The organism is Nocardia higoensis (assembly GCF_015477835.1).
Taxonomy (GTDB): Bacteria; Actinomycetota; Actinomycetes; order Mycobacteriales; family Mycobacteriaceae; genus Nocardia; species Nocardia higoensis_A.
This window is the reverse complement of record NZ_JADLQN010000001.1, coordinates 647,302-670,061: the sequence shown is the minus strand read 5'-3', so window position 1 is coordinate 670,061 and position 22,760 is coordinate 647,302. Positions and strand designations below refer to the sequence as shown.

Here is a 22,760-nt window from a genome sequence, read left to right as displayed (position 1 = left end):
CCGACCGATCCCGACACCGAACGCGGCGAAACCGTCATCACCGTCTCCGGTCGGGACTGGGACACCGTCGCCGAAACACTCGGCGACGCCCGCGAAGAACGCATCGTCGTCAACATGGGCCCGCAGCATCCCTCCACGCACGGGGTGCTGCGGCTGATCCTCGAGATCGAGGGCGAAACGGTGGTGGAGGCCCGCTGCGGCATCGGCTACCTGCACACCGGCATCGAGAAGAACCTCGAATTCCGCAACTGGACCCAGGGCGTCACCTTCGTGACCCGCATGGACTACCTGTCGCCGTTCTACAACGAGACCGCCTATTGCCTCGGCGTGGAACGCCTGCTCGGCATCACCGAACAGATCCCCGAACGCGCCAGCGTCATCCGCGTACTGCTGATGGAACTCAACCGCATCTCCTCGCACATGGTGGCCCTGGCCACTGGCGGCATGGAGTTGGGCGCGTTGACGCCGATGCTGTTCGGTTTCCGCGAACGCGAGCTGATCCTCGACGTGTTCGAGATCATCACCGGCCTGCGGATGAACCACGCCTACATCCGTCCCGGCGGGCTGGCCCAGGATCTGCCCGACGACGGCGTCACCAAGGTGCGCGAACTGCTCGACATCATGCCGGGGCGGTTGCGCGACATGGAACATCTGCTCACCGAGAACCCGATCTTCAAGGCCCGCACCCAGGACATCGGCTACCTCGACCTCACCGGCTGCATGGCGCTCGGCATCACCGGACCGGTGCTGCGTTCCACCGGCCTGCCGCACGATCTGCGCAGATCCCAGCCGTATTGCGGGTACGAGAACTACGAATTCGACATTCCCGTCACCACCGGCTGCGACTGCTACGGCCGCTACCTGATCCGCGTCGAGGAGATGAAGGAATCGCTGAAGATCGTCGAGCAGTGCCTGGACCGGCTGCGTCCGGGCCCGGTGATGGTCGACGACAAGAAGATCGCCTGGCCGGCCGACCTCACCCTCGGCACCGACGGTCTGGGCAACTCCCCCGCCCACATCGGCCGCATCATGGGCACGTCGATGGAGGGCCTGATCCACCACTTCAAACTGGTCACCGAAGGCATCAGGGTGCCACCGGGCCAGGTGTACGTGGCAGTGGAGTCCCCGCGCGGCGAGCTCGGGGTGCACATGGTCAGCGACGGCGGCACCCGGCCCTACCGGGTGCACTATCGCGACCCTTCGTTCACGAATCTGCAAGCGGTGGCGGCGATGTGCGAGGGCGGCATGGTCGCCGACGTGATCGCCGCGGTCGCGAGCATCGACCCGGTGATGGGTGGTGTCGACCGATGAGCGACCGACAGTCCGAACCGATTCTGCTGCAACTGACCACACCACCCGAGCCGTACCCTGCCGACGTACGCGAACGCCTCGAACTCGACGCCAAGGAGATCATCGCCCGCTACCCGCATCCGCGCTCCGCGCTGCTGCCGCTGCTGCACCTGGTGCAGTCGCAGGACGGCTACGTCACCGGCACCGGCATCGAATTCTGCGCCGGGCAACTGGATCTGACCGGTGCGGAGGTGACCGCCGTGGCCACCTTCTACTCGATGTTCCGGCGCACCCCGACCGGCGACTACCACGTCGGCGTGTGCACCAACACACTGTGCGCGGTGCTGGGCGGCGACGCCATCCTGGCGGCCCTGACCGAACACCTGCAGATCGCGCCCGGAGAGACCACCGCCGACGGCGCCGTCACCGTCGAACACATCGAATGCAACGCGGCCTGCGATTACGCGCCGGTGGTGATGGTCAACTGGGAGTTCTTCGACAACCAGACCCCGGAGTCGGCGCGCGCGCTGGTCGACGCGCTGCGTTCGGGCGATCAGGTCCGGCCCAGTCGCGGCGCACCGCTGTGCACCTTCCGCGAGACCGCCCGCATCCTGGCCGGTTTCCGCGACGAGCGCCCCGGCGCCCTCGACGGCGAGGCGGGGACGGCGACGCTGGCCGGGCTGGAGGTGGCGCGCGAGCGTGGGATGAGCGCCCCCCGACCGGATGCTCCGCGACCGGAATCGGGAGGAGCGCGATGAGCACCCCGCTGACCCCCGTGCTGAGCGCGCACTGGGACGACCCGAACGCGTGGACCTTGGAGAACTATCTGAGCCGGGACGGCTACCGCGCGGTCCGCAAAGCCCTGCGGATGGATCCCGACGAGGTCATCCAGACCATCAAGGACGCGGGGCTGCGCGGACGCGGCGGCGCGGGCTTCCCCACCGGCCTGAAATGGGGATTCATCCCGCAGGGCCCCGGCCCGGATGGCACCACCGCACCGCATTACCTGGTGGTCAACGCCGACGAGTCCGAACCCGGCACCTGCAAAGACATTCCGCTCATGCTCGCCACCCCGCACACCTTGGTGGAAGGCGTGATCATCGCCGCCTACGCCATCCGCGCTAACACCGCCTTCATCTATCTGCGCGGTGAGGTCGTCCCGGTGTTGCGCCGCCTGCGCGCCGCGGTCGACCAGGCCTACGCCGCGGGCCTGCTCGGCCGCGACATCCTCGGCTCCGGCTTCGATCTGGAACTCATCGTGCACGCGGGCGCGGGCGCCTACATCTGCGGCGAGGAAACCGCGCTGCTGGATTCACTCGAGGGCAGGCGAGGCCAGCCTCGGCTGCGCCCGCCGTTCCCCGCGGTGGCCGGTCTCTACGCCTGCCCGACCGTGGTCAACAATGTCGAGTCCATCGCCAGCGTCCCGGCCGTCCTCGCCAACGGCACCGACTGGTTCCGGTCGATGGGCAGCGAGAAGTCCCCCGGCTTCACCCTCTACTCACTGTCCGGCCACGTCACCCGCCCCGGCCAGTACGAGGCCCCGCTGGGCATCACCTTGCGTGAGCTGCTCGACTACGCGGGCGGCGTACGCGCCGGACACCGGCTGAAGTTCTGGACACCGGGCGGATCGTCGACCCCGCTGTTCACCGACGAACACCTGGACGTGCCGCTGGACTACGAGGGGGTGGCCGCGGCCGGTTCCATGCTGGGCACCAAAGCGCTGCAGATCTTCGACGAAACGACCTGCGTGGTGCGCGCGGTGCTGCGCTGGACCGAGTTCTACGCCCACGAGTCCTGCGGCAAATGCACGCCGTGCCGGGAAGGCACCTACTGGTTGGTCCAGCTGATGCGCCGGGTCGAGAACGGCGAGGGAACTCCGGCCGACCTGGACAAGCTGCTCGACGTCAGCGACAGCGTCCTGGGCAAATCGTTCTGCGCACTCGGCGACGGCGCGGCCAGCCCGATCATGTCCTCGCTGAAGTACTTCCGCGAGGAATACGCCGCGCATCTCCACGGTGCGGGATGTCCGTTCGATCCCGCGCGCGCCACGGCGTGGGCCGAGACAGGAGGGGTGCGATGACCGCCACCGTCAGCAGCAATGCCAGCGGACTGGTACCGGCCGACCTGGTGACCGTCGTCATCGACGGGGTCGAGGTCGGCGTGCCCGCGGGCACCCTGGTGATCCGCGCGGCCGAGCTGATCGGCATCCAGATCCCCCGATTCTGTGATCATCCGCTGCTCGAACCGGTCGGCGCCTGCCGCCAATGCCTGGTCGAAGTGGAGGGCCAGCGCAAGCCGGTCGCCTCCTGCACGCAGACCGTAGCCGACGGCATGATCGTGCACACCCAGCTGAGTTCCCCGGCCGCCGAACGCGCGCAGCAGGGTGTGATGGAGCTGCTGCTGATCAATCACCCGCTCGACTGTCCGGTGTGCGACAAGGGCGGCGAGTGCCCGCTGCAGAACCAGGCGATGTCCACCGGCCGCCCGGAATCGCGCTTCGAAGGCGCGAAACGCACCTATCCCAAACCCATTCCGCTGTCGAGCGCGGTGCTGCTGGACCGGGAGCGCTGCGTGCTGTGCGCCCGCTGCACCAGGTTCTCCCAGCAGGTGGCCGGTGATCCGTTCATCGAGTTGATGGACCGCGGCGCACTCGAGCAGGTCGGCACCGCCCGGGCGCAGCCGTTCGAGTCGTATTTCTCCGGCAACACCGTGCAGATCTGCCCGGTCGGCGCGCTCACCGGGACCAGCTACCGGTTCCGGGCCCGCCCGTTCGACCTGGTCTCCTCCCCGAGCGTGTGCGAGCATTGCGCCTCCGGGTGTGCGCAGCGCACCGATCACCGGCGCGGAAAAGTGCTGCGCCGGTTGGCCGGTGACGATCCCGCCGTCAACGAGGAATGGAACTGCGACAAGGGCCGCTGGGCGTTCACCTACGCGACCATGCGCGACCGCGTCACCGCTCCGCTGCTGCGCGGCGAGGACGGTGAGCTGCACCCGGTGTCGTGGTCGGAAGCGCTCGCCGCCGCCGCGCGCGGCCTGAGCGGCGCACGCGGCAACGCGGGTGTGCTGGTGGGCGGGCGGGTGACCGAGGAAGACGCCTACGCCTACACCAAATTCGCCCGCACCGTCCTGGCCACCAACGACATCGACTTCCGCGCCAGGCCGCATTCCGCGGAAGAGGCCGACTTCCTGGCCGCCCGCGTCGCCGGGCAGCCCGTCACGGTCGACTACGACAGCCTCGAACGCGCACCGATCGTGCTGCTGGCCGGCTTCGAGCCCGAAGAGGAATCCCCCATCGTGTACCTGCGGTTGCGCAAAGCCGCGCGCCGCCGCGGGCTCGCGGTGTTCTCGCTGGCGCCGTACGCCTCGCGCGGCCTGGGTCGGATGTCGGGCACGTTGCTGGCGACCGCTCCCGGCACGGAACCACACCTGCTCGACGCACTGCTCGACACCGGCGCCCTGCTCGACACCGGTGTCACGGCCGACATGCTCGTCGAGGGCGTCGACGCCGAGACGCTGCGCCGCGCCGCACGGCTGCTGCGCGAGCCCGGTGCGGTGATCATGGTCGGCGAGCGGCTGGCGACCGTACCCGGCGCACTGTCGGCGGCGGTGCGCCTGTCCGAGGAGACCGGAGCCGCCCTGGCGTGGGTGCCGCGACGAGCCGGTGAACGCGGCGCGATCGACGCGGGCGCCTTGCCCGGCCTGCTGCCGGGCGGTCGTCCGGTTTGTGACGCGCGGGCGCGCGAACAGGTCGGCGCGGTCTGGCGCTGCGGCGAACTGCCCGCCGCGCCCGGACGCGACACCGCGGGCATCCTCGCGTCGGCGCCGCGGCTCGGCGCACTCGTCGTCGGCGGTGTCGAACCCGCCGACCTGCCGGATCCGGCGGCGGCGCTGGCCGCGATCGAACAGGCGCCGTTCGTGGTGAGTCTGGAACTGCGCCGCGGCGAGGTCACCGATCGCGCCGATGTGGTGTTCCCGGTGGCCTCGGCGACCGAGAAGGCGGGCACCTTCCGCAACTGGGAGGGCCGGGCGCGCTCGTTCGACACCGTGCTCGCGGATTCGACGGTCCGCCGCACCTCCGCACCACTGTCGGATCTGCGGGTACTGCACGCGCTGGCCGCCGCCATGGGTTCGCCGCTCGGCCTGCCCGATACGGCTGCCGCGCGGGCCGAACTGACCACCCTCGGTGTCTGGGACGGGAAACCCTTCGCGCCACCGGCGCATCGCGCGCACCCGCCCACCCGCCCCGGCCCGGGCACGGCGGTGCTGGCGAGCTGGCGCATGCTGCTGGACAACGGCCGGATGCAGGACGGCGAGGAGAACCTCGCGGGCCTGGCACGCACCCCGGTGCTCCGCCTGTCCGCCGCCACCGCCGACGAGATCGGCGCGGCCATCGGAGATCTCGTGGAGGCGACGAGCGAGCGCGGCCGGATCATCCTGCCCCTGCAGATCACCGCCATGCCGGATCGGGTGGTGTGGGTGCCGATGAACTCCCCCGGTTCGGCGCTGAACGAACAGCTCGCCGTCACGGTGGGCAGCGTGGTCCGGCTACGCCGGGTGGAGCGCGCACCGGGCGCGACGACCGCGCGGGAGGACGATCATGTCTGAGCTCTCACTGTTCGGCCACGACCCGTTCTGGCTCGTACTGGCCAAATCGGTCTTCGTGTTCGTGTTCGTCATCCTGATCCCGCTGGTCGCGGTGCTCGCCGAACGCAAGGTCGTGGCGCGCATGCAGATGCGGATCGGCCCGAACCGGGTGGGTCCGTTCGGCGCGCTGCAGTCGATCGCCGACGGCGTGAAAATGGCGTTCAAGGAAGATCTCGTCCCGGCCATCGTGGACAAGCCGATCTATCTTCTGGCACCGATCATCTCGGTGATCACCGCGTTCATGGCGTTCGCGGTCATCCCGCTCGGCGGGCAGGTGTCCATCGCGGGTAACACCACCGCGCTGCAGCTGACCGACATGCCGGTCGGCGTCCTGTACATCCTGGCCATCACCTCCATCGGCGTCTACGGCATCGTGCTGGCGGGGTGGGCGTCGGGCTCGACCTACCCGCTGCTGGGCGGTCTGCGCTCCACCGCGCAGGTGATCTCCTACGAGATCGCCATGGCGCTGTGCTTCGCCGCGGTGTTCCTGCATGCGGGCACCATGGCCACCTCCGGGATCGTCGGCGCGCAGCATCCGACCTGGTATGTGTTCCTGCTGCTGCCCTCGTTCCTCATCTACTGCGTGTCGATGGTCGGTGAGACCAACCGCGCGCCGTTCGACCTGCCCGAAGCAGAGGGCGAGCTCGTCGGCGGCTTCCACACCGAGTACTCCTCGCTGAAGTTCGCGATGTTCATGCTCGCGGAGTACGTGAACATGGGCACGGTGTCGGCGCTGGCGACCACCCTGTTCCTGGGCGGGTGGAGCGCGCCGTGGCCGTTCAACATGATCGACGGCGCGGACGCGGGCTGGTGGGGGCTGCTGTGGTTCACCGTCAAGCTGTGGACCTTCATGTTCGTGTTCGTCTGGTTGCGCGGCACCCTGCCCCGGCTGCGCTACGACCAGTTCATGCGACTGGGCTGGCAGCTGCTCATCCCGGTGTCGCTGCTGTGGGTGATGGTCGTGGCGGGCGCGCGGCTGCTGCGCGCGGAGGGCTACGAGTGGGCGATCACCGCGCAGGTCGTCGGAGGTGTGGTGATCACACTGGCGATGATCGGCCGGTTCCTGTGGGCCGGAAAGCGTTCCGGCGCCGCGCCGTTGCCCGGGGACGAGCGGGAACAGGGGCCGGAGTCCGGGGCCGTGTTCCTCGGTTTCCCGACACCGCCGATGCCGGCCGACGCGCACGTGATCGACCCGAAGGGCGGGCTGCTCGAGCCGCTGGCCGGGTTCGCGGTCACGGCGGCGACCATGTTCAAAAAGCCCAACACCGAGTTCTATCCGGAGCAGAAGGTCCCGACCGCGCCGCGCTATCACGGCAGGCATCAACTGAACCGGCATCCGGACGGTTTGGAGAAATGCATCGGCTGCGAGCTGTGCGCGTGGGCGTGCCCGGCGGACGCGATCTACGTCGAGGGCGGGGACAACACCGAAGACGAGCGCTTCTCGCCCGGGGAACGCTATGGGCGGGTGTATCAGATCAACTATCTGCGGTGCATCGGCTGCGGTCTGTGCATCGAGGCGTGCCCGACCCGCGCGCTGACGATGACCAACGACTACGAGATGACCGACGACAACCGTGCCGGGCTCATCTACGACAAGGACCGCCTGCTGGCTCCGCTCACCCCGCAGATGCAGGCCCCGCCGCACGCCATGGCGCCGGGGACCACCGAGGCCGACTACTACCTCGGGCTGGTGCCCGGCGCCACGAACAACGGTCACGCCGCGAACGGTTCGACGAACGCCACCACCGGGCAACCCGCCGTCGTGGCCGCGGAAGGAGGCGCGCGATGACCACGCTCATGGCCGCCGAAACCCTCACCAGGACCTCCACCGGTGAGGCCGTCCAATTCTGGATTCTGGCGCCGCTGACCGTGCTCGGCGCGCTGGGCATGGTGTTCGCCGCCAAGGCCGTGCATTCGGCGATCTGCCTGGCCGCCACCATGATCGCGCTGGCGATCATGTACATCGCCCAGGACGCGCTGTTCCTCGGCGTGGTGCAGATCGTGGTCTACACCGGCGCGGTGATGATGCTGTTCCTGTTCGTCATGATGCTCGTCGGCGTGGACTCCGCGGAGTCGCTGCGCGAGACGATCCGGGGACAGCGCCTGGCCGCGGCCGTCGTCGGCGTCGGGTTCGGCTTGCTGCTGATCGCCGGAATCGGGATCGGCATCCGCGAATCGGGGGTGGTGTTCCCCGGCGGCGGATTCCCCGGCCGCGATGTGATCGCCGAGCTGGCCGAACTGATCTTCCTGCGTTACGTGTGGGCGTTCGAGCTGACCGGCGCACTGCTGATCACCGCGACTATCGGCGCGATGCTGCTGGCCCACCGCGAGAACTTCGGTACCCGCCGCACCCAGCGGGAGATGGCCCGCGACCGGTTCCGCGACGGCGTCTCCCGCGCCACCCCACTGCCGACGCCGGGCGTCTACGCCCGGCACAACGCCGTCGACGTCCCGGCCCGCCTGCCCGACGGCTCCTTCGAGGAACTCTCGGTCAGCACGATCCTGCGTCATCGCCGCACCAGGGCCCTCACCGAGGCCGCCGTCCTGTCGGTCGGCTCGGGCGAAGTGTTCTCGGGTGAAGGCTCCGCGCGCACCGAGTCCCCGCGTGATGGGGCCGCGAGCGGTGAGGCCACGAGCGCGGCGCCGCGGCGTCCCGATTCCGCCGACGAGGAAGGCACCCGGTGAATCCAGAGAACTACCTGTTCCTGTCCGCGCTGTTGTTCACCATCGGCGCGGCGGGAGTCCTGTTGCGACGCAACGCGATCGTGGTCTTCATGTGCGTGGAGCTGATGCTCAACGCGGTGAACCTGGCGTTCGTCACCTTCGCCCGGTTGCACACGAACCTCGACGGTCAGGTGATCGCGTTCTTCACCATGGTGGTCGCCGCCTCCGAGGTGGTCATCGGCCTGGCCATCATCATGACCATCTTCCGTGCCCGCCGCTCGACCTCGGTCGACGACGCCAGTCTGCTGCGGTTCTGACATGGACAGCTCCGACATGACCACCGCGTCTCTGTATCTCCTGCCCGCGCTGCCGCTGGCCGGCGCGGTCGTCGCGCTGCTGCTCGGCCGCCGCGCCGACCGCTGGGGACATCTGCTCGGCACCGTCGCCGCGCTGGCCTCGTTCGCCGTGGCCGGATACGCCTTCGTCGACATGCTCGGCCGTGCCGAAGGCGCCCGCGCGATCCAGGCTGAACTGTTCACCTGGGTTCCGGTGGCGAGCCTGCAGGTGGACTTCGCGCTGCGCCTGGACCAGCTGTCTATATGCTTCGCGCTGCTCATCACCGGCGTCGGCACACTCATCCACGTGTACTCGATCGGCTACATGAGCGCCGACCCCGGCCGCAGGCGCTTCTTCGCCTACCTCAACCTGTTCCTGGCCGCGATGCTGATCCTGGTGTTGGCGAACAACTATCTGGTCCTGTATCTCGGCTGGGAGGGCGTCGGCCTGGCCTCCTACCTGCTGATCGGGTTCTGGTTCCACAAGCCCTCGGCGGCCACGGCGGCGAAAAAGGCGTTCGTGGTCAACCGTGTTGGTGACATGGGCTTGGCGCTGGCGATGATGGTCATGTTCGCCACCTTCGGCTCGATCGACTTCGACGGGGTCTTCGCCGCCGCACCCGCGGCGAGCGAGGCGACGCTGACCGCGATCGGGTTGTTGCTGCTGCTGGCCGCGTGCGGCAAGTCCGCACAGGTGCCGTTGCAGTCCTGGCTCGGGGACGCGATGGAGGGCCCGACCCCGGTGTCGGCGCTCATCCACGCCGCGACCATGGTCACCGCGGGCGTCTACCTGATCGCCCGCTCGAACACGATCTTCGACCTGGCGCCGGGCGCGCAGCTGGCTGTGGTCCTCGTCGGCGCGGTGACCTTGATGTTCGGCGCGATCATCGGTTGCGCCAAGGACGACATCAAGAAGGCGCTGGCCGCCTCGACCATGAGCCAGATCGGCTACATGGTGCTCGCGGCGGGCCTCGGCCCAGCCGGCTACGCCTTCGCGATCATGCACCTGCTCACCCACGGCTTCTTCAAGGCCGGACTCTTCCTCGGCGCGGGCTCGGTCATGCACGCGATGAACGACGAGACCGACATGCGCCGCTACGGCGGGCTGCGCACGCTGCTGCCGGTCACCTACGTCACCTTCGGTCTCGGCTATCTCGCCATCATCGGTGTGCCGCCGTTCGCCGGGTTCTTCTCCAAGGACAAGATCATCGAGGTGGCGTTCGGCTCCGGCGGCGCGGGCGGATACGCCTTGGGCGCGGTGGCGCTGCTCGGTGCGGGCCTGACCGCCTTCTACATGACCCGTGTCATGCTGATGACCTTCTTCGGTGAGCGACGCTGGGCGCCGGACACCCACCCGCATGAGGCGCCGCTGTCGATGACCGGCCCGATGATCCTGCTGGCGCTGGGCTCGGTGGCCGCGGGTGGGCTGCTGGTGCTGGGCGATTCGCTGCAGAACTGGCTCGAACCGGTGGTCGGGGCCTCCCACGCCGAGCACGCGGTGCCGCCGATCGTGGTGACCGGGCTGGCGCTGGCCGTCGTGGTGATCGGTGCGGGTGTGGCCTATCGGCGCTACGGTCGCGCCGAGATCCCGCGTTCCGCACCGGAAGCGGGCTTCGCGACCGTGGCCGCGCGCAAGGACCTCTACGGTGACGCGGCGAACGAGGCGTTTCTGATGCGGCCGGGTCTGCATCTGACCCGGTCGCTGGTGTTCGTCGACAATCGCGGTATCGACGGGCTGGTCAACGGCATCGCCGCAGTCATCGGCGGATTGTCGGCGCGGGCGCGGCGCGTGCAGACCGGGTTCGTGCGGTCCTATGCCCTGTCCATGTTCACCGGCGCGGCCCTGGTGGCCGCCGCCCTGGTGGCGGTGCGCATCCTGTGAGCGAGGCGGTCATGAACGAAGCGGTCACGAGCGGTTTCCCCTGGTTGAGCGTGCTGTGGCTGCTGCCGGTGGCCGGTGCGGTGGTGGTGCTGGTGCTCCCGGCGGCGCGGCGGACACTGGCCCGCGCGGTGGCGCTCGCGGTGTCGGTCGGTGTGCTGGCGGTCGCGCTCGGGCTGGCGGTGGCCTTCGAACCCGGTGGGGCGCAGTACCAGTTCGTCGAATCCCACGAGTGGATTCCGGCGTTCGGCGCCGGCTACACCCTCGGTCTGGACGGCATCGCGCTGGTGTTGGTCCTGCTGACCACCGCGCTGGTGCCCCTGCTGATCCTGGCCGGTTGGAACGACGACCGGGAGGCAGGCGGCGGGCGCCGCGCCGCGCACGTCTACGTGGCCTTGACCCTGCTGGTCGAGGCGATGGTGCTGATGTCCTTCCTGGCCTTGGACATCCTGCTGTTCTACGTGTTCTTCGAGGCCATGCTGATCCCGATGTATTTCCTCATCGGCGGCTTCGGCCCGCGCACCACCGATGCCGCCGTCCGCGCGGCCCGATCACGAGCCGCGGTGAAGTTCCTGCTCTACAACCTGCTGGGTGGGCTGGTCATGCTGGCCGCGGTGATCGGACTGTACGTGCTCACCGTCCGCGACGGGCTCGGCGCCGGCGGCGGCGGGACCTTCGATCTGCGTGTGGTGGTCGAGGCGGCGAATTCCGGTGGCCTGGGGGCGGATCCGGCCGTGCTCAACGCGCTGTTCCTCGGTTTCATGTTCGCCTTCGCGGTGAAGGCGCCGCTGTGGCCGCTGCACACCTGGCTGCCGGACGCGGCGGTGGCGGCGACACCGTCGAGCGCGGTGCTGATGATGGCGGTGGTCGACAAGGTCGGCACGTTCGGCATGCTGCGTTTCTGTCTCACGCTGTTCCCCGAGGCGTCGGGAACCTATGCGCCGCTGGTGATCACGCTCGCGGTGATCGGCATCCTCTACGGCGCGCTGCTGGCGATCGGGCAGACCGACGTGATGCGCTTGATCGCCTACACCTCGATCTCGCATTTCGGGTTCATCATCCTCGGTATCTTCGCCATGACCAGCCAATCCCAGTCCGGGGCGACGCTGTACATGGTCAACCACGGCATCTCCACCGCGGCGCTGTTCCTGGTCGCGGGTTTCCTGGTGTCGCGGCGCGGCAGCCGGATGATCGCCGATTACGGCGGGGTGCAGAAGGTGGCGCCGGTGCTGGCGGGCTCGTTCCTCATCGCGGGCCTGGCGACCTTGTCGCTGCCCGGCCTGGCGCCCTTCGTCAGCGAGTTCCTCGTTCTGGTCGGCACGTTCAGCCGCTACCAGGTGGCGGCGGTGTTCGCGACCGGCGCGCTGGTGCTGGCGGCGATCTATGTGCTGTGGATGTATCAGCGGATGATGACCGGTCCGGTGAAGGAGGGCAACGAGAAGCTGCCCGATCTGGTGCCGCGCGAGCTGCTGGTGATCGCCCCGTTGATCGCCGCGCTGCTGTTGCTGGGGCTGTACCCGAGGGCGGTGCTCGATTATGTGGACCCCGCGGTCGATCAGACCTTGACGACCATCGGGCGCGATGATCCCGCGCCGTCGGTGCCCGCGCCCGTCGCGGGTGCGCCGGAGCTCGAGGAAGAAGGTGGACACCGGTGACCGTTTCCGCGACGCACACGCTGGCCGCGGCGCTGCCCGCCCCGAGCATCGAATACGGTGCGCTGTCACCGATGTTGATCGTCTTCGGCGTCGGCGTGGCCGGAGTCGTGGTCGAGGCTTTCGCGCCCCGGCCGTGGCGTTACCGCACGCAGCTGGTCCTCGCGGTCGCGGGGCTGGTGGCGGCTTTCGGCGCGGTGGTCGCGCTGGCGGGCACCGAGCAGACGGCGGTGGCCGGCGCCGTCGCCGTCGACGGGGTGAGTGTGTTCCTGCAGGGCACGCTGCTGGTGGTCTCGTTGATCGCGATGCTGTTGATGGCCGAGCGGCGCACCGTGGCTGTGCAGGCGCGGTCGGGGCCCGGCACATGGAGTCGTGCGGCGGCGACGATGGAGCGCGGTCTGGACGCGTTCACCCCGCAGGCCGCGGCGGTGCCCGGCAGCTCCGACGAGCGGGCCGCGGCGCGGGCGGGCGCGCTGGCGACGGAGGTGTTCCCGCTGTCCATGCTGGCGGTCGGCGGGATGCTGTTGTTCCCCGCGGCGAATGATCTGCTGACGATGTTCGTCGCGCTCGAGGTGCTGTCGCTGCCGTTGTACGTGCTGTGCGGGCTGGCAAGACGCAAGCGGCTGCTGTCCCAGGAGGCGGCGCTCAAGTACTTCCTGTTGGGGGCGTTCTCCTCGGCGTTCTTCCTCTACGGTGTGGCGTTGCTGTACGGGCAGACGGGCACGGTGCGGTTGAGCGGCATCGCCGAGGCGATCGCCGCCCAGTCGGGTGATCCGCTGTTGGGCCTGCTCGGGTTGGCGATGCTGTCGGTGGGATTGTTGTTCAAGATCGGGGCGGTGCCGTTCCAGGCGTGGGTGCCCGATGTGTATCAGGGCGCGCCGACGCCGGTGACGGCGTTCATGGCGGCGGCGACCAAGATCGCGGCGGTGGGCGCGCTGGCGCGGGTGCTCTATGTCGGGGCGCCGGGCATGGTGGACGATTGGCGGCCGGTGGTGGCGGCGATCGCGATCGCGACGATGGTGGTCGGCGCGGTACTTGCGGTGACGCAGACGGATGTGAAGCGGATGCTGGCCTATTCCTCGGTCACCCATGCCGGTTTCCTGTTGACGGGTCTGCTCTCGGCCGACGCGGCCGGGCTCGCCGCGACCTTGTTCTATCTCGCGGTGTACGGCGTGAGCACCGTGGGCGCGTTCGCGGTGGTCACCTTGGTCCGCGAGGCGACCGACGAGGAAGCCACCGGCCTGGCCCGTTGGGCTGGTCTGGGCCGCCGTTCCCCCTGGACCGCAACGGTTTTCGCGCTGCTGCTGCTCTCCTTCGCCGGTCTGCCGCTGACCAGCGGTTTCATCGCGAAGTTCGCGGTGTTCAATGCGGCCGCGTCGGGTTACGGCGCGTCGGTGGTCGTGGTGGGTGTGCTGACCAGCGCGGTGGCGGCGTTCTTCTATGTCCGGGTGATCGTGATGATGTTCTTCGCCGATCCGCCCGCTGATGCTCCTGACGTCCGCTCCCCCGCGCTGACCTGGACGCTGATTTTGGTGACGGGGATCGTCACGCTGGTGTTCGGTGTGTTCCCGCAGCCGTTGCTGGATCTGGCCGAGTGGGCGGCGGCCTTCGTGAGTTGACCCCGGTGCGCGACCGTCGCGATCGATGACACACACTCACCGCGTCCGCCGAGGGGATGAGCCGAGGGCCGCAGGGCAGGGTGACACCACCGTAGAGGGTGGGGCACCGCGATTCGTGTCCGGCGCCGCGCTCGCCACTTCTCGCCACCGGTGACCGGTTGGCCACAGGCGGATGCGTGTCGCTCGCGGTCAGCGCAGCGCGGCGAGGGTGGCGCGGATCGCGGGGCTGGCGTCGGCGCTGCGGCGCCAGGCCGCATGTACATCACGGGTGGGGGTGCGCGCCAGTGGGCGGGCGACGAGGTCGTCGCCGAGCGGCGGGCGCGCCAGGCGTGGGATGAGGGCGAGCACTCCGTCGGCGGCGACGAGGGCGAGTTGGGTGGCGAAATCGTCGATGAGATGCCGGACGTCGGGGTCGGCGGGGAGGTCGGCGAACAGTCGCCGAAACCATTGGTGGCAGACCGTGCCCGGCGGGCTGGTGACCCAGGCGTGTCCGGCGAGGTCGCCGCCGGTGAGGGGCCGGTCGTGCGTGGCGAGCGGGTGGGTGCGGGCCATGACGACGTCGCCGATGTCGGTGTGGACGCGGCGACTGGTCAGCGTGGGCGGCAGGGGGGCGGGCAGACCGTCGGCGTCGTGGACGAGGGCGAGGTCGGCGGTGCCCGCGGCGACGCTGTGCAGCGCTTGGCCCGGGTCCTGTTCGGTGATGTGCAGGCGCAGTTCGGGGCAACCGGCTGTCAGGCGGGTGAGCATGGGGGCGAGCAGACCGCGGGCGGCGGTGGAGAACGCGGCGACGCGCAGGGTGCCGCGTGGTGCGCCGTCGGCGACCGAGCGAGCGGCTTCGGTGCAGCGTTCGAGCGCCTGGAACACCTCCGGCGCGGAGTCGACGAGAGCCGTACCCGCGGCGGTGAGCACGACGCCGCGACCGGCCGGGGCCAGGACGGGCACCCCGATCTGTTGTTCGAGTCGTTTGATCTGCTGGGAGATCGCCGAGGCGGTGAAGCCGAGTTCCTCGGCCGCGCGGGCCAGGGTTCCGAGCGCGGCCACCGACCGGAGTGCGCGCAGCGCGCCGACATCGATCATGAAGGCATGCTAATGAATATCGTCCAGAAAGCATCGCTGGACCACAGGAGTTGTGCGGGACAGGATCGAGGTCATGACCGAGACACAGCACCGTGCGGCCGAGCTCTTCGGGACGAACCTGGTGGCGATGGTGACCCCGATGCGGCCGGACGCGACGATCAGCGAGCCCGGCCTCGACCGGGTGGTCGAGCATCTGCTCGCCACGGGATGCGACGGACTGGTCGTGGCGGGCACCACCGGCGAGTCACCCACGGTGAGCGATGCCGAAGCCGCCGGTCTGGTCCGCTCCGTGATGTCCGCGGCGGCGGGCCGGGCGAAGGTGATCGCCGGGGTCGGCTCCTATGACACCGCGGCGAGCGTGCGGCGGGCGCGGGAGGCCGAGGCGGCCGGCGCGGACGCGCTGCTCCTGGTGTGCCCGTACTATTCCAAACCCTCGCAGGCCGGGGTGGTGGCACACTGTCTCGCGGTCGCCGACGCCACCGCGCTGCCGGTCATGCTCTACGACGTGCCCGCGCGCACCGGCATCGCGATGCAGGCCGCGACGTTGATCGAGCTGGCCGCTCATCCTCGGATCCGGGCAGTCAAGGACGCCAAAGGCGACCTGTTCGAGGCGATGTCGGTCATGGCCCGCACATCGCTGGCCTACTACTGCGGCATCGACGAACTCAATCCGGCCTATCTCGCGTGCGGGGCGACCGGCGTGGTCAGTGTGGTCGGCAATGTCGCCGCGGATCGCATCGCCGAACTGCTGCGCGCGGTCGGCGACGGGGACCTGGTCACGGCGCGAGCGATCCACACCGCCCTGATCCCGCTGATCGACGCGGTGATGGGCAGCTCGCAGGGCGGCGCGGTGATGGCCAAGGCCGCGCTGGTCGAACGGGGAGTCCTCGAGCACGCGACGGTGCGTCTTCCACTGCTCGAGGCTTCGATGCAGGAGCGTGCGCGGCTGCGGGAGGCGATGACCGTTCTCGCCGCGTCGGCGTGATGCTCGACGGGGCAGGGCCGACAGAGTGGCTGTGGCTGAGTCGGTTCGGCGGTCGGCGCGCAGTGCGCAGCGGTGTGTTTGTCTGTCGGGTATGAATTCGAAGCTGGTGCGAGTCGGTGCAGGCGTGCTCGCGTATGCGGCGACGCTCGCGGGGGCGGCCGGTGTCGCATTGCATTTCAGTCGGCTGTCGTGGCAACCGGTGGTGTTGGCCGCGTCGGGCGCGCCGTATCTGATGGGGTCCGCGCTCGTCGGGGTGGTGGCTTTCCTCGCCTCGCGGCGCTGGGCCGGTGCGGGGGTGGCGGTCGTCGTCGTGGCCGCCGCGGCGTGGACGCAGGCTCCGCTGTACCTCGCTCGCGCCGGGGCCGAGAACGGTCCGATGGTGACGGTGATGCAGGCCAATCTGTTGTTCGACGGAGCCGATCCTGGAACGCTGGTCGAACAGGTGCGGGAGCGGCGCGTCGATGTGCTCACCGTCAACGAGCTCACTCGCGCGGCGATCGAGGCGCTGGGTGCGGCGGGGCTGGACGAGTTGTTGCCGCACCGGTACCTCTCCCCCGGCCGGACCGCCGCGGGCACGGGAATCTGGAGTGCCTATCCGCTGTCGGAGACGGTGGAATACGACGGGTTCGTGTTGAACCAGTTGTCGGCGACGGCGACGATTCCCGAGGTCGGACCTGTCGGTGTGTACGCGTTGCATCCGGTGCCGCCGGTGTACAGCACTCAGGTGTGGGCCGACGAATTGTCGCGTCTGCGTGACATTCTGGGCCGGGCACCGTCGGACCGGCCGGTGATCACCGGTGGCGATTTCAACGCGACCCATGATCACGCCCAGTTCCGGGTGATGGCCTCGGGGCGTTTCGGCGACGCGGCCGAGCAGGCGGGTGCGGGGCATCTGGTCACGTATCCGACCGACAAGCGGTGGCCGCCGCTGGTCGGCATCGATCACATTCTCGTCGCCGGTGGCCGGGCGCTCTCGGTGGAGACGGTGGAGCTGCCGGGAGCGGACCATCGCGCGGTGGTGGCGCGGATCCGCTTCGGATCATAGGAACGCGTGTCACAGCCGCACGCCGCGTCGTCACGTTCCCGACGGCACATCAGAGCGCATTCGGCGACCATGAGCCGAACGCCTCGCCGAGACCGACGATCTGGCGTTTCCGGCTCGCCGATGATCTCGCGGCGCGGCAGGCCGTCATCGGAGCCAGGAGCCGCACAGCGTAGGACGCACGCGGTGACCGAGCCGACCCGAGTCGGTCGCCGCGAGCTCAGTTGTATGCCGTGATCACTGCCTGGAGGAGCGCTTCGAGGGTGTCGTAGGTGGGTGTGTCGACGACGTCGATGACCTCGGCGGGCACCGGAACCCGGTGTTCGGCGGCGACCGTGGCGAAGGCGGCGGTGTCGCGGGTGCGGAAGCCGTGTTCGGCGGCCAGCCGCTGCAGTTGGGGGTCGTCGGTGAGCAGGCGTCCGAGCCGGTCGCCCGCGTCGTCGAGGGGGACGACGGTGTGGGTGGACAGGACCGTGGGCGTGGGGTAGGTCAGCACCATGTCGGGCGTGATACGGCCTTGCGTTTTCGCTTCGACGAATTGGGCTTCGTAGATGAGGACCAGCGGGGCCGGTCCCATGCCCGCGGTCAGGTACTCGCCGAAGGTGCCCGCACTGGAGTTCTCGGCGTAGCCCTGACCGGTGAACAGCCGTGACAGCAGGGGCAGGACCCGCTGCTGGGCTTCGGCTCCCTGGACGACGGCGTTGTCGTTGGCGACGAAGGCGGCGATGGCGAGGAACATGGCCGCGGAGTTGGAGGTGCGGGGGTCGGTGGTGGAGACGAGGATGTTCTTGCGGACCGGGTAGGCGGTGTTGCCCGCCAGGTGGGTCCATTCGGTATTGCGTTGCGCCAGTTGCAGATAGCGTGCCATGTCGAAGGTCGGCGTTGGTCCGGGGCGGATGACGCCCGCGGCGGTGAGCACGTCGGCGATCGGGGTGAAGGTGGCGATGGCCATCGGGGAGGCGAACGGGGTGTAGCGGGTGTTGATGTCGCGGGCGCGCAGGATTCGTTCGGCGGCGGGGACGCTGGAGGGGAAGGCGAAACTGTAGCCGGTGAGATCCATGTCGGCGATCTGGCGGGAGCCGGCCGATTCGATCTCCACGCGCAGTCCGTGGCGGGCCAGTTCTTCGGCGACACGGGGGTCGTCGAAGAAGGACGCTTTTTCCGAGCCGACCGCGCCACGCACAACGGTCAGGTCGGCGCTGCCGCCTGCCGCCGCGGCATCGGAGGGCTCACGGTCGGCGACAGCGACCACGGCGACCACCACGACGGCGACCATGGCCAGCGCCGCGGCCGTCGACAGCAGGCGACGCGGCCCCGACGCCGCGGCGATCGACAGAAAGCGACGCGTGCCCGGCTTTCCGGCCCGGCTGCCGACCTCGAGGGAAACATGCTCCACCGCAGCCACTTCCACCGCACCGTGGTGCGGGATCGCGACCGGTGTCGCCGGGTGTTCGGTGGCAGGCTCGGGTGCGGTGTGATCGTCGAGTCGGCGACGGGCGATGCGTTCGATGAGTACGGGCACGAACTCGCGTACCGGTGTGCCGTCGAACTTGTCGCGGGCGTCGTCGATGGCCGCGCGTACTCGCTCCGGTGGGTGCTGTCCGGCGTAGCTCTCGATGAGGCTGTCGGTCAAGCGGCGCAACGCCTGTTCTTCGCGGGTTGTTTCGACAGGCACCAGCAACTCCTCGGACTTCGTACTCGACCGGCGTCCACGACGCCGCCACCCTCTTCGCGCCGGGCTACTTCCCTCTTCGCCCCGGGGCTGTCTTCCTCTTCGCGCCGGGCCACGTTACCCCCGGAAGGAGACATCGGCGTGCGGTCTTCGACGTTTCTGGCGTTGCCGGAGAACACCTTTCGTGCGTCGCCGGGAGGGTCGCGCCGACGGCGAATGCCCAGCTCGCAGCGTATTCCGCGCTCGGCTGTGGAGCTGCGGGGCCGTCGGCGCCGGGTGTGAGCGGGCGGGGCAGAGTTCATCGGAGTATTCGCCGCCCGACACCGGCTGTTCGCCGCCGATATTCCCCCGGAGATCTCCGTCGGGGGCAGCGCGGTACTCGGGCCACGCCCGGGGCGGGTTGCTCGGATGCGCGAGCCGGTCGGTGTTCTCGGCGGCCACCTGCGGGCGGCGCCACACCCCGAGGGGCTCGGTTGCTCGTCCGGTGTCTGTCACCCGGTGTCGGTCCGGTCGCTTCCCGCCCTCGTCGGCGGCCGGTGAGCCGAGGCGTGTCGACCGCGCGGGCCTACAGCAACGGTGTCGAGGCCAGCACTCCGACGACGACCAGGGCCGCGAGATAGGCCAGCACCAGTCGGGTGTCGCGCAACCAGCACTTGCTGCGCAGCAACCCCTCTCGCCTGGCCCGCAGGTAGGCGAGGAATCCGAGTGCGGCGAAACCGGTCAGCGCGAGCGGACCGATCAGCCAGGTGAGCAGGGCGACGGTGGCGTAGACGCACAGGTTCAGCGGGTCGTGCGGTGCTCGGCGGGCGTTCGCTTCCTCGTAGTAGACGCCGGTGTCGCTCATCGCGGCTGTACCGGTAGCAGTGCGGGTCCGGCGGGCGCGGCGGCGGACAGGCGTTGACGGGACAGGGCGGGCCAGGCCTGCACGGCGCAGAAGGGGGCGCATTGGTCGGCGGCGTCCGCGCGGGTGCCGACGTGGACGCAGCATTGGGTGAGGCGTTCTTCGATCATGGTGGAGATGTCCATGAACGGTTTGACGGTGATGCGCACGACGCGTTCGCCGAGCAGTCGCCGCAGCCGGGCTCGGCGGCCGGGCAGCGCCGAGGAGGCCAGGGTGAGCAGGGTGGACATGCCCAAATCGCAGGTCTGGCAGATGGTCTGCCACAGCGTGCCGATGTCGGGGTGGGACAGGGAGGATTGCTCGGAGAGCAGTCCGTGCAGTGATTCGCGCACGGCCAGGCGCAGTTCGGCGGGGATGTCGCTGTCGGCGATGCGGTTGGCGACCAGGCCGAGTCGCTGCGCGAGCGTGTCGTGGCCGATGAGCCCGACCAGGGAGCGCCAGGTTCCGGCGTCGTCGCGCAGCAGGTAGCCGACCGAGCAGCAGTGCGGGTGGGAGCAGGGCAGGGCGGTGAGGTCGCGCCAGGTTACCCGGCCGCCGGTTTGGGGGCCGAGGCGGGCCAGCACGCCGGTGTGGGTGAGCCGGTCGGTGGGGTCGATCGCCCCGGATCGGCCGGAGCCGAACTGGGGTTGGATGGACACGCCGCCGACGAACGGGGTGTCCAGCGCGGTCTGGACGACGGCGCCGATCTCGTCGTCGTTGACGCCGAGGGCGGCGGTCATCACCAGGGTGGTGAAGACGGCGTGCGCGGAGAGTCGTCGCAGTGCTTGTTGTTTGAGCGGGCGCAGGTCGCCGCCGCGGTGGTGGCGCGACGCCGTGGCGCTGATGCCGTCGAACTGCAGGTAGATCTCGACGCGTTCGCGGTGTTCGGTGAGCAGTGCGAGCAGGGTGTCGTCGCGGGCGATGCGGATGCCGTTGGTGTTGATCAGGATTCGGGTGATGGGGCGGGCGGTGAGTTCGGCGAGCAGTTCGGGCAGCCGCGGGTGCAGGGTGGGTTCGCCGCCGGAGAGCATGAGGACGTCGAGCGTGCCGTGTTCGCGGGCCAGGCGCTGGTCGACATTGGCGAGAACATCCCCGATGTCGACGACACCGCCGAGGTCGGGGGCGGAGTCGGCGAAGCAGGTGGGGCAGCGCAGGTTGCAGGTGTCGACGATGTCCTCGAGCAGGATGCAGGTGTGCTGGGTCTGCATTTCCGGCAGCCCGCGCAGATAGGCCGAGGGCACCGGGTCGAAGTTGCCCGGTGTGTCGGGCAGGTGGGCTTTGGTGGGGGCGGTCCAGCGTTCGAGGTAGGTGAGGATTTCGGGGTTCTCGTCGTAGAGGGTGCGGATCATGCCGTGGCGGGGGCAGCCACGTTCGAGGTATACCCGGCCGTCGCGTTCGGCGAGCCAGCCGGACAGGCGTGCGACCTCGGGCAGCGGCCGGTCGGGGTTCTCGTGGTGGCAGGTGGGGCAGAAGGCGGTGACGTAGCGCTGGATTCGGTCCCCGCGCAGCGGCATCCCGGTGCTCATGGGTGTGCTCCGTTCTCGGTGACCGCCGTGGAGTGGCCGGTGGCCGCGTCGTGCGGTGGGGGTGCGCTGTAGAGGTGGGGGTTGAGGCCGGTGCAGAACCCCGCGGTGGAGATGCTGACCAGCGCCCAGCCGATCATCAACCCCAGGCCGAGTCCTTTGGTGACGGGTTTGCGCAGCATGATGAGCGCCGCACCACCACCGAACGCGGCCAGTGCGCTGACCGCGGCGGCGACGCCGAGGATCACCGGATAGGAATTGCCGCTGTTGGCGGTGTTGGCGGTGTTGGCGACGGCGACGAAGACGACGAAGCCGAACACCGCGTTGACAACGATGAACAGGGCGGCTCCGGCGACCGCGAAAGCGGCGACGATGCCGCCTTGCTTCGGTGTGGGGTCCGGCGTGCCCGGGTACGGCATCGGTCCCTCGTAGGGTCGATAGTGCTGACCTCGGTGTCGCGGTTCTTCGGGCGGCGGTCCCTGCGGTGGTGGCGGTCCCTGGAAGGGCGGGTCGGGTGGGGTGGTCATGCCGGGACCTTTCGTCCGAGTATCCGGTCGTAGGTGCCGCGCCGGTAGCCGATGGTCCAGCGCACCGCGACCAGCATCAGCCCGGGGATCAAGAACCATTGCGGGCGGGTCAGATCCAGCCACACGGTGTCGTTGGCGCGGGTGAACTCGACGAGGAACCGGAAGACCGCGTAGGCGCCGACGTAGAGGGTGAACAGTTCACCGGGGGCGGTGATCTTCTCGCGCGCCCACCGCAGCCAGCAGAACGCCGCCAGGTGGAAGGCGATTTCGTAGAGGAAGCTGGGGTGCATCGCCGATCCGCTCGCGCAACCGGGGCATTCGGGCACCGAGCCCGGTGCGTGCACGCCCCAGGGCAGTCCGGTCGGGCGTCCCGGCGCCTCGGTGAGGTGGCAGCCGATGCGGCCGACGGTCATGCCGAGAGCGACGGCGGGGGCGAACAGGTCGCCGGTGCGTTCGCGGTAGCCGATCAGCCGTTTGGCCACAAGCACACCGAGGTAGGCGCCGAGCAGTCCGCCGAGCACGCTGCGCGCCCCGAACAGCCAGCTCTCGTAGGGGTCGAGAGTTTCGGCCAGGCTCGACAGGCGCATCCCGACCGCCCCACCGACCAGCGCGCCGGTCACCGCGACCAGCGATTCCTCCCCCAGCGCACCGCGGCGCCGGCATTCGGCGACGAAGACGACGGCAGCGACCGCCACCCCGAGCGCCACGAAGAAGCCGTGGGTGGGGAGCCCGAAGATCAGCTGCGGCACCATGGGGGGAGACTATCGGGCTCGTGTCCGGGCGGGGATGAGTGGAACTACCCGGCGGCGCGAGCGCGGAGAGGGCTGCGGGAAACCTGTTGGCGGATGATGAGGGCCGCTGCTACCTTTCCCAGAGACCGTGCGAGAGAACGAGGAGGTGGTACCCGTGAACGCTGTATCGACATGGGTGCTCCCCTGCGGGGTCACGGTCGGGCGATAGGTCGTCCAGGA

At 69.5% G+C, this 22,760-nt stretch carries 18 protein-coding genes; 12 read left to right on the top strand and 6 right to left on the bottom strand.

Annotation, left to right across the window (positions count from 1 at the left end):
• The first annotated feature begins 36 nt into the window (after positions 1–36).
• From nuoD to nuoN, 10 genes are read left to right on the top strand one after another with little or no spacing between them, the layout of a single operon-like run.
• On the top strand, positions 37–1,311 hold the full coding sequence (nuoD, locus tag IU449_RS02970; protein WP_195002276.1) for an NADH dehydrogenase (quinone) subunit D: 1,275 nt from the start codon (positions 37–39) through the stop codon (positions 1,309–1,311).
• A complete protein-coding gene (gene nuoE, locus IU449_RS02965) occupies positions 1,308–2,048 on the top strand; it encodes an NADH-quinone oxidoreductase subunit NuoE (RefSeq protein ID WP_195000411.1) in 741 nt (246 codons plus the stop codon). The genes nuoD and nuoE overlap by 4 nt, the downstream gene beginning before the upstream one ends.
• Entirely contained in the window at positions 2,045–3,370 is a 1,326-nt protein-coding gene (gene nuoF, locus IU449_RS02960) for an NADH-quinone oxidoreductase subunit NuoF (protein ID WP_195000410.1), read from the top strand. The genes nuoE and nuoF overlap by 4 nt, the downstream gene beginning before the upstream one ends.
• Positions 3,367–5,895: an NADH-quinone oxidoreductase subunit G gene (locus tag IU449_RS02955; RefSeq protein WP_195000409.1), complete on the top strand. Its 2,529-nt coding sequence runs from the start codon at positions 3,367–3,369 to the stop codon at positions 5,893–5,895. The genes nuoF and IU449_RS02955 overlap by 4 nt, the downstream gene beginning before the upstream one ends.
• Positions 5,888–7,723 (top strand): NADH-quinone oxidoreductase subunit NuoH, encoded by a 1,836-nt coding sequence (gene nuoH / locus IU449_RS29770; RefSeq protein WP_195000408.1) that lies wholly within the window; start codon positions 5,888–5,890, stop codon positions 7,721–7,723. The genes IU449_RS02955 and nuoH overlap by 8 nt, the downstream gene beginning before the upstream one ends.
• Positions 7,720–8,619, top strand: coding sequence for an NADH-quinone oxidoreductase subunit J (locus tag IU449_RS02945; RefSeq protein WP_195000407.1), 900 nt, complete (start codon positions 7,720–7,722; stop codon positions 8,617–8,619). The genes nuoH and IU449_RS02945 overlap by 4 nt, the downstream gene beginning before the upstream one ends.
• Positions 8,616–8,915, top strand: a complete 300-nt coding sequence (nuoK, locus tag IU449_RS02940; protein WP_195000406.1) for an NADH-quinone oxidoreductase subunit NuoK — start codon at positions 8,616–8,618, stop codon at positions 8,913–8,915. The genes IU449_RS02945 and nuoK overlap by 4 nt, the downstream gene beginning before the upstream one ends.
• Before the next feature lie 16 nt (positions 8,916–8,931).
• The gene (gene nuoL, locus IU449_RS02935; protein WP_195000405.1) at positions 8,932–10,815 is read left to right on the top strand and encodes an NADH-quinone oxidoreductase subunit L; all 1,884 of its coding nucleotides are present in this window, start codon (positions 8,932–8,934) and stop codon (positions 10,813–10,815) included.
• An 11-nt stretch (positions 10,816–10,826) separates the two neighbouring features.
• Positions 10,827–12,467: an NADH-quinone oxidoreductase subunit M gene (locus tag IU449_RS02930; RefSeq protein ID WP_195000404.1), complete on the top strand. Its 1,641-nt coding sequence runs from the start codon at positions 10,827–10,829 to the stop codon at positions 12,465–12,467.
• Positions 12,464–14,083 carry an NADH-quinone oxidoreductase subunit NuoN gene (nuoN, locus tag IU449_RS02925; protein WP_195000403.1) on the top strand — a complete coding sequence of 540 codons (1,620 nt, stop codon included), beginning with the start codon at positions 12,464–12,466 and terminating at the stop codon, positions 14,081–14,083. The genes IU449_RS02930 and nuoN overlap by 4 nt, the downstream gene beginning before the upstream one ends.
• A gap of 189 nt (positions 14,084–14,272) precedes the next feature.
• Here the strand turns inward: nuoN and IU449_RS02920 are convergent, their stop codons facing one another.
• Positions 14,273–15,160, bottom strand: a complete 888-nt coding sequence (locus IU449_RS02920) for a LysR family transcriptional regulator (protein WP_195000402.1) — start codon at positions 15,158–15,160, stop codon at positions 14,273–14,275.
• A gap of 73 nt (positions 15,161–15,233) precedes the next feature.
• Between IU449_RS02920 and dapA the strand changes: the two genes are divergently transcribed.
• Complete coding sequence (gene dapA / locus IU449_RS02915; RefSeq protein WP_195000401.1) at positions 15,234–16,145, top strand: 4-hydroxy-tetrahydrodipicolinate synthase; 912 nt, start codon at positions 15,234–15,236, stop codon at positions 16,143–16,145.
• A 91-nt stretch (positions 16,146–16,236) separates the two neighbouring features.
• A complete protein-coding gene (locus IU449_RS02910; protein ID WP_195000400.1) occupies positions 16,237–17,190 on the top strand; it encodes an endonuclease/exonuclease/phosphatase family protein in 954 nt (317 codons plus the stop codon).
• A 217-nt stretch (positions 17,191–17,407) separates the two neighbouring features.
• Here IU449_RS02910 and IU449_RS02905 read toward each other — a convergent pair whose 3' ends face one another.
• From IU449_RS02905 to IU449_RS02885, 5 genes are all read right to left on the bottom strand, one after another.
• Entirely contained in the window at positions 17,408–18,862 is a 1,455-nt protein-coding gene (locus tag IU449_RS02905; RefSeq protein WP_324188062.1) for a three-helix bundle dimerization domain-containing protein, read from the bottom strand.
• 562 nt (positions 18,863–19,424) lie between these two features.
• Positions 19,425–19,703 carry a hypothetical protein gene (locus tag IU449_RS02900; RefSeq protein WP_195000399.1) on the bottom strand — a complete coding sequence of 93 codons (279 nt, stop codon included), beginning with the start codon at positions 19,701–19,703 and terminating at the stop codon, positions 19,425–19,427.
• The gene (locus tag IU449_RS02895; protein WP_195000398.1) at positions 19,700–21,265 is read right to left on the bottom strand and encodes a radical SAM protein; all 1,566 of its coding nucleotides are present in this window, start codon (positions 21,263–21,265) and stop codon (positions 19,700–19,702) included. The genes IU449_RS02900 and IU449_RS02895 overlap by 4 nt, the downstream gene beginning before the upstream one ends.
• Entirely contained in the window at positions 21,262–21,789 is a 528-nt protein-coding gene (locus IU449_RS02890) for a hypothetical protein (protein WP_195000397.1), read from the bottom strand. The genes IU449_RS02895 and IU449_RS02890 overlap by 4 nt, the downstream gene beginning before the upstream one ends.
• On the bottom strand, positions 21,786–22,541 hold the full coding sequence (locus IU449_RS02885; protein ID WP_195000396.1) for a prolipoprotein diacylglyceryl transferase: 756 nt from the start codon (positions 22,539–22,541) through the stop codon (positions 21,786–21,788). The genes IU449_RS02890 and IU449_RS02885 overlap by 4 nt, the downstream gene beginning before the upstream one ends.
• Positions 22,542–22,760 lie beyond the last annotated feature (219 nt).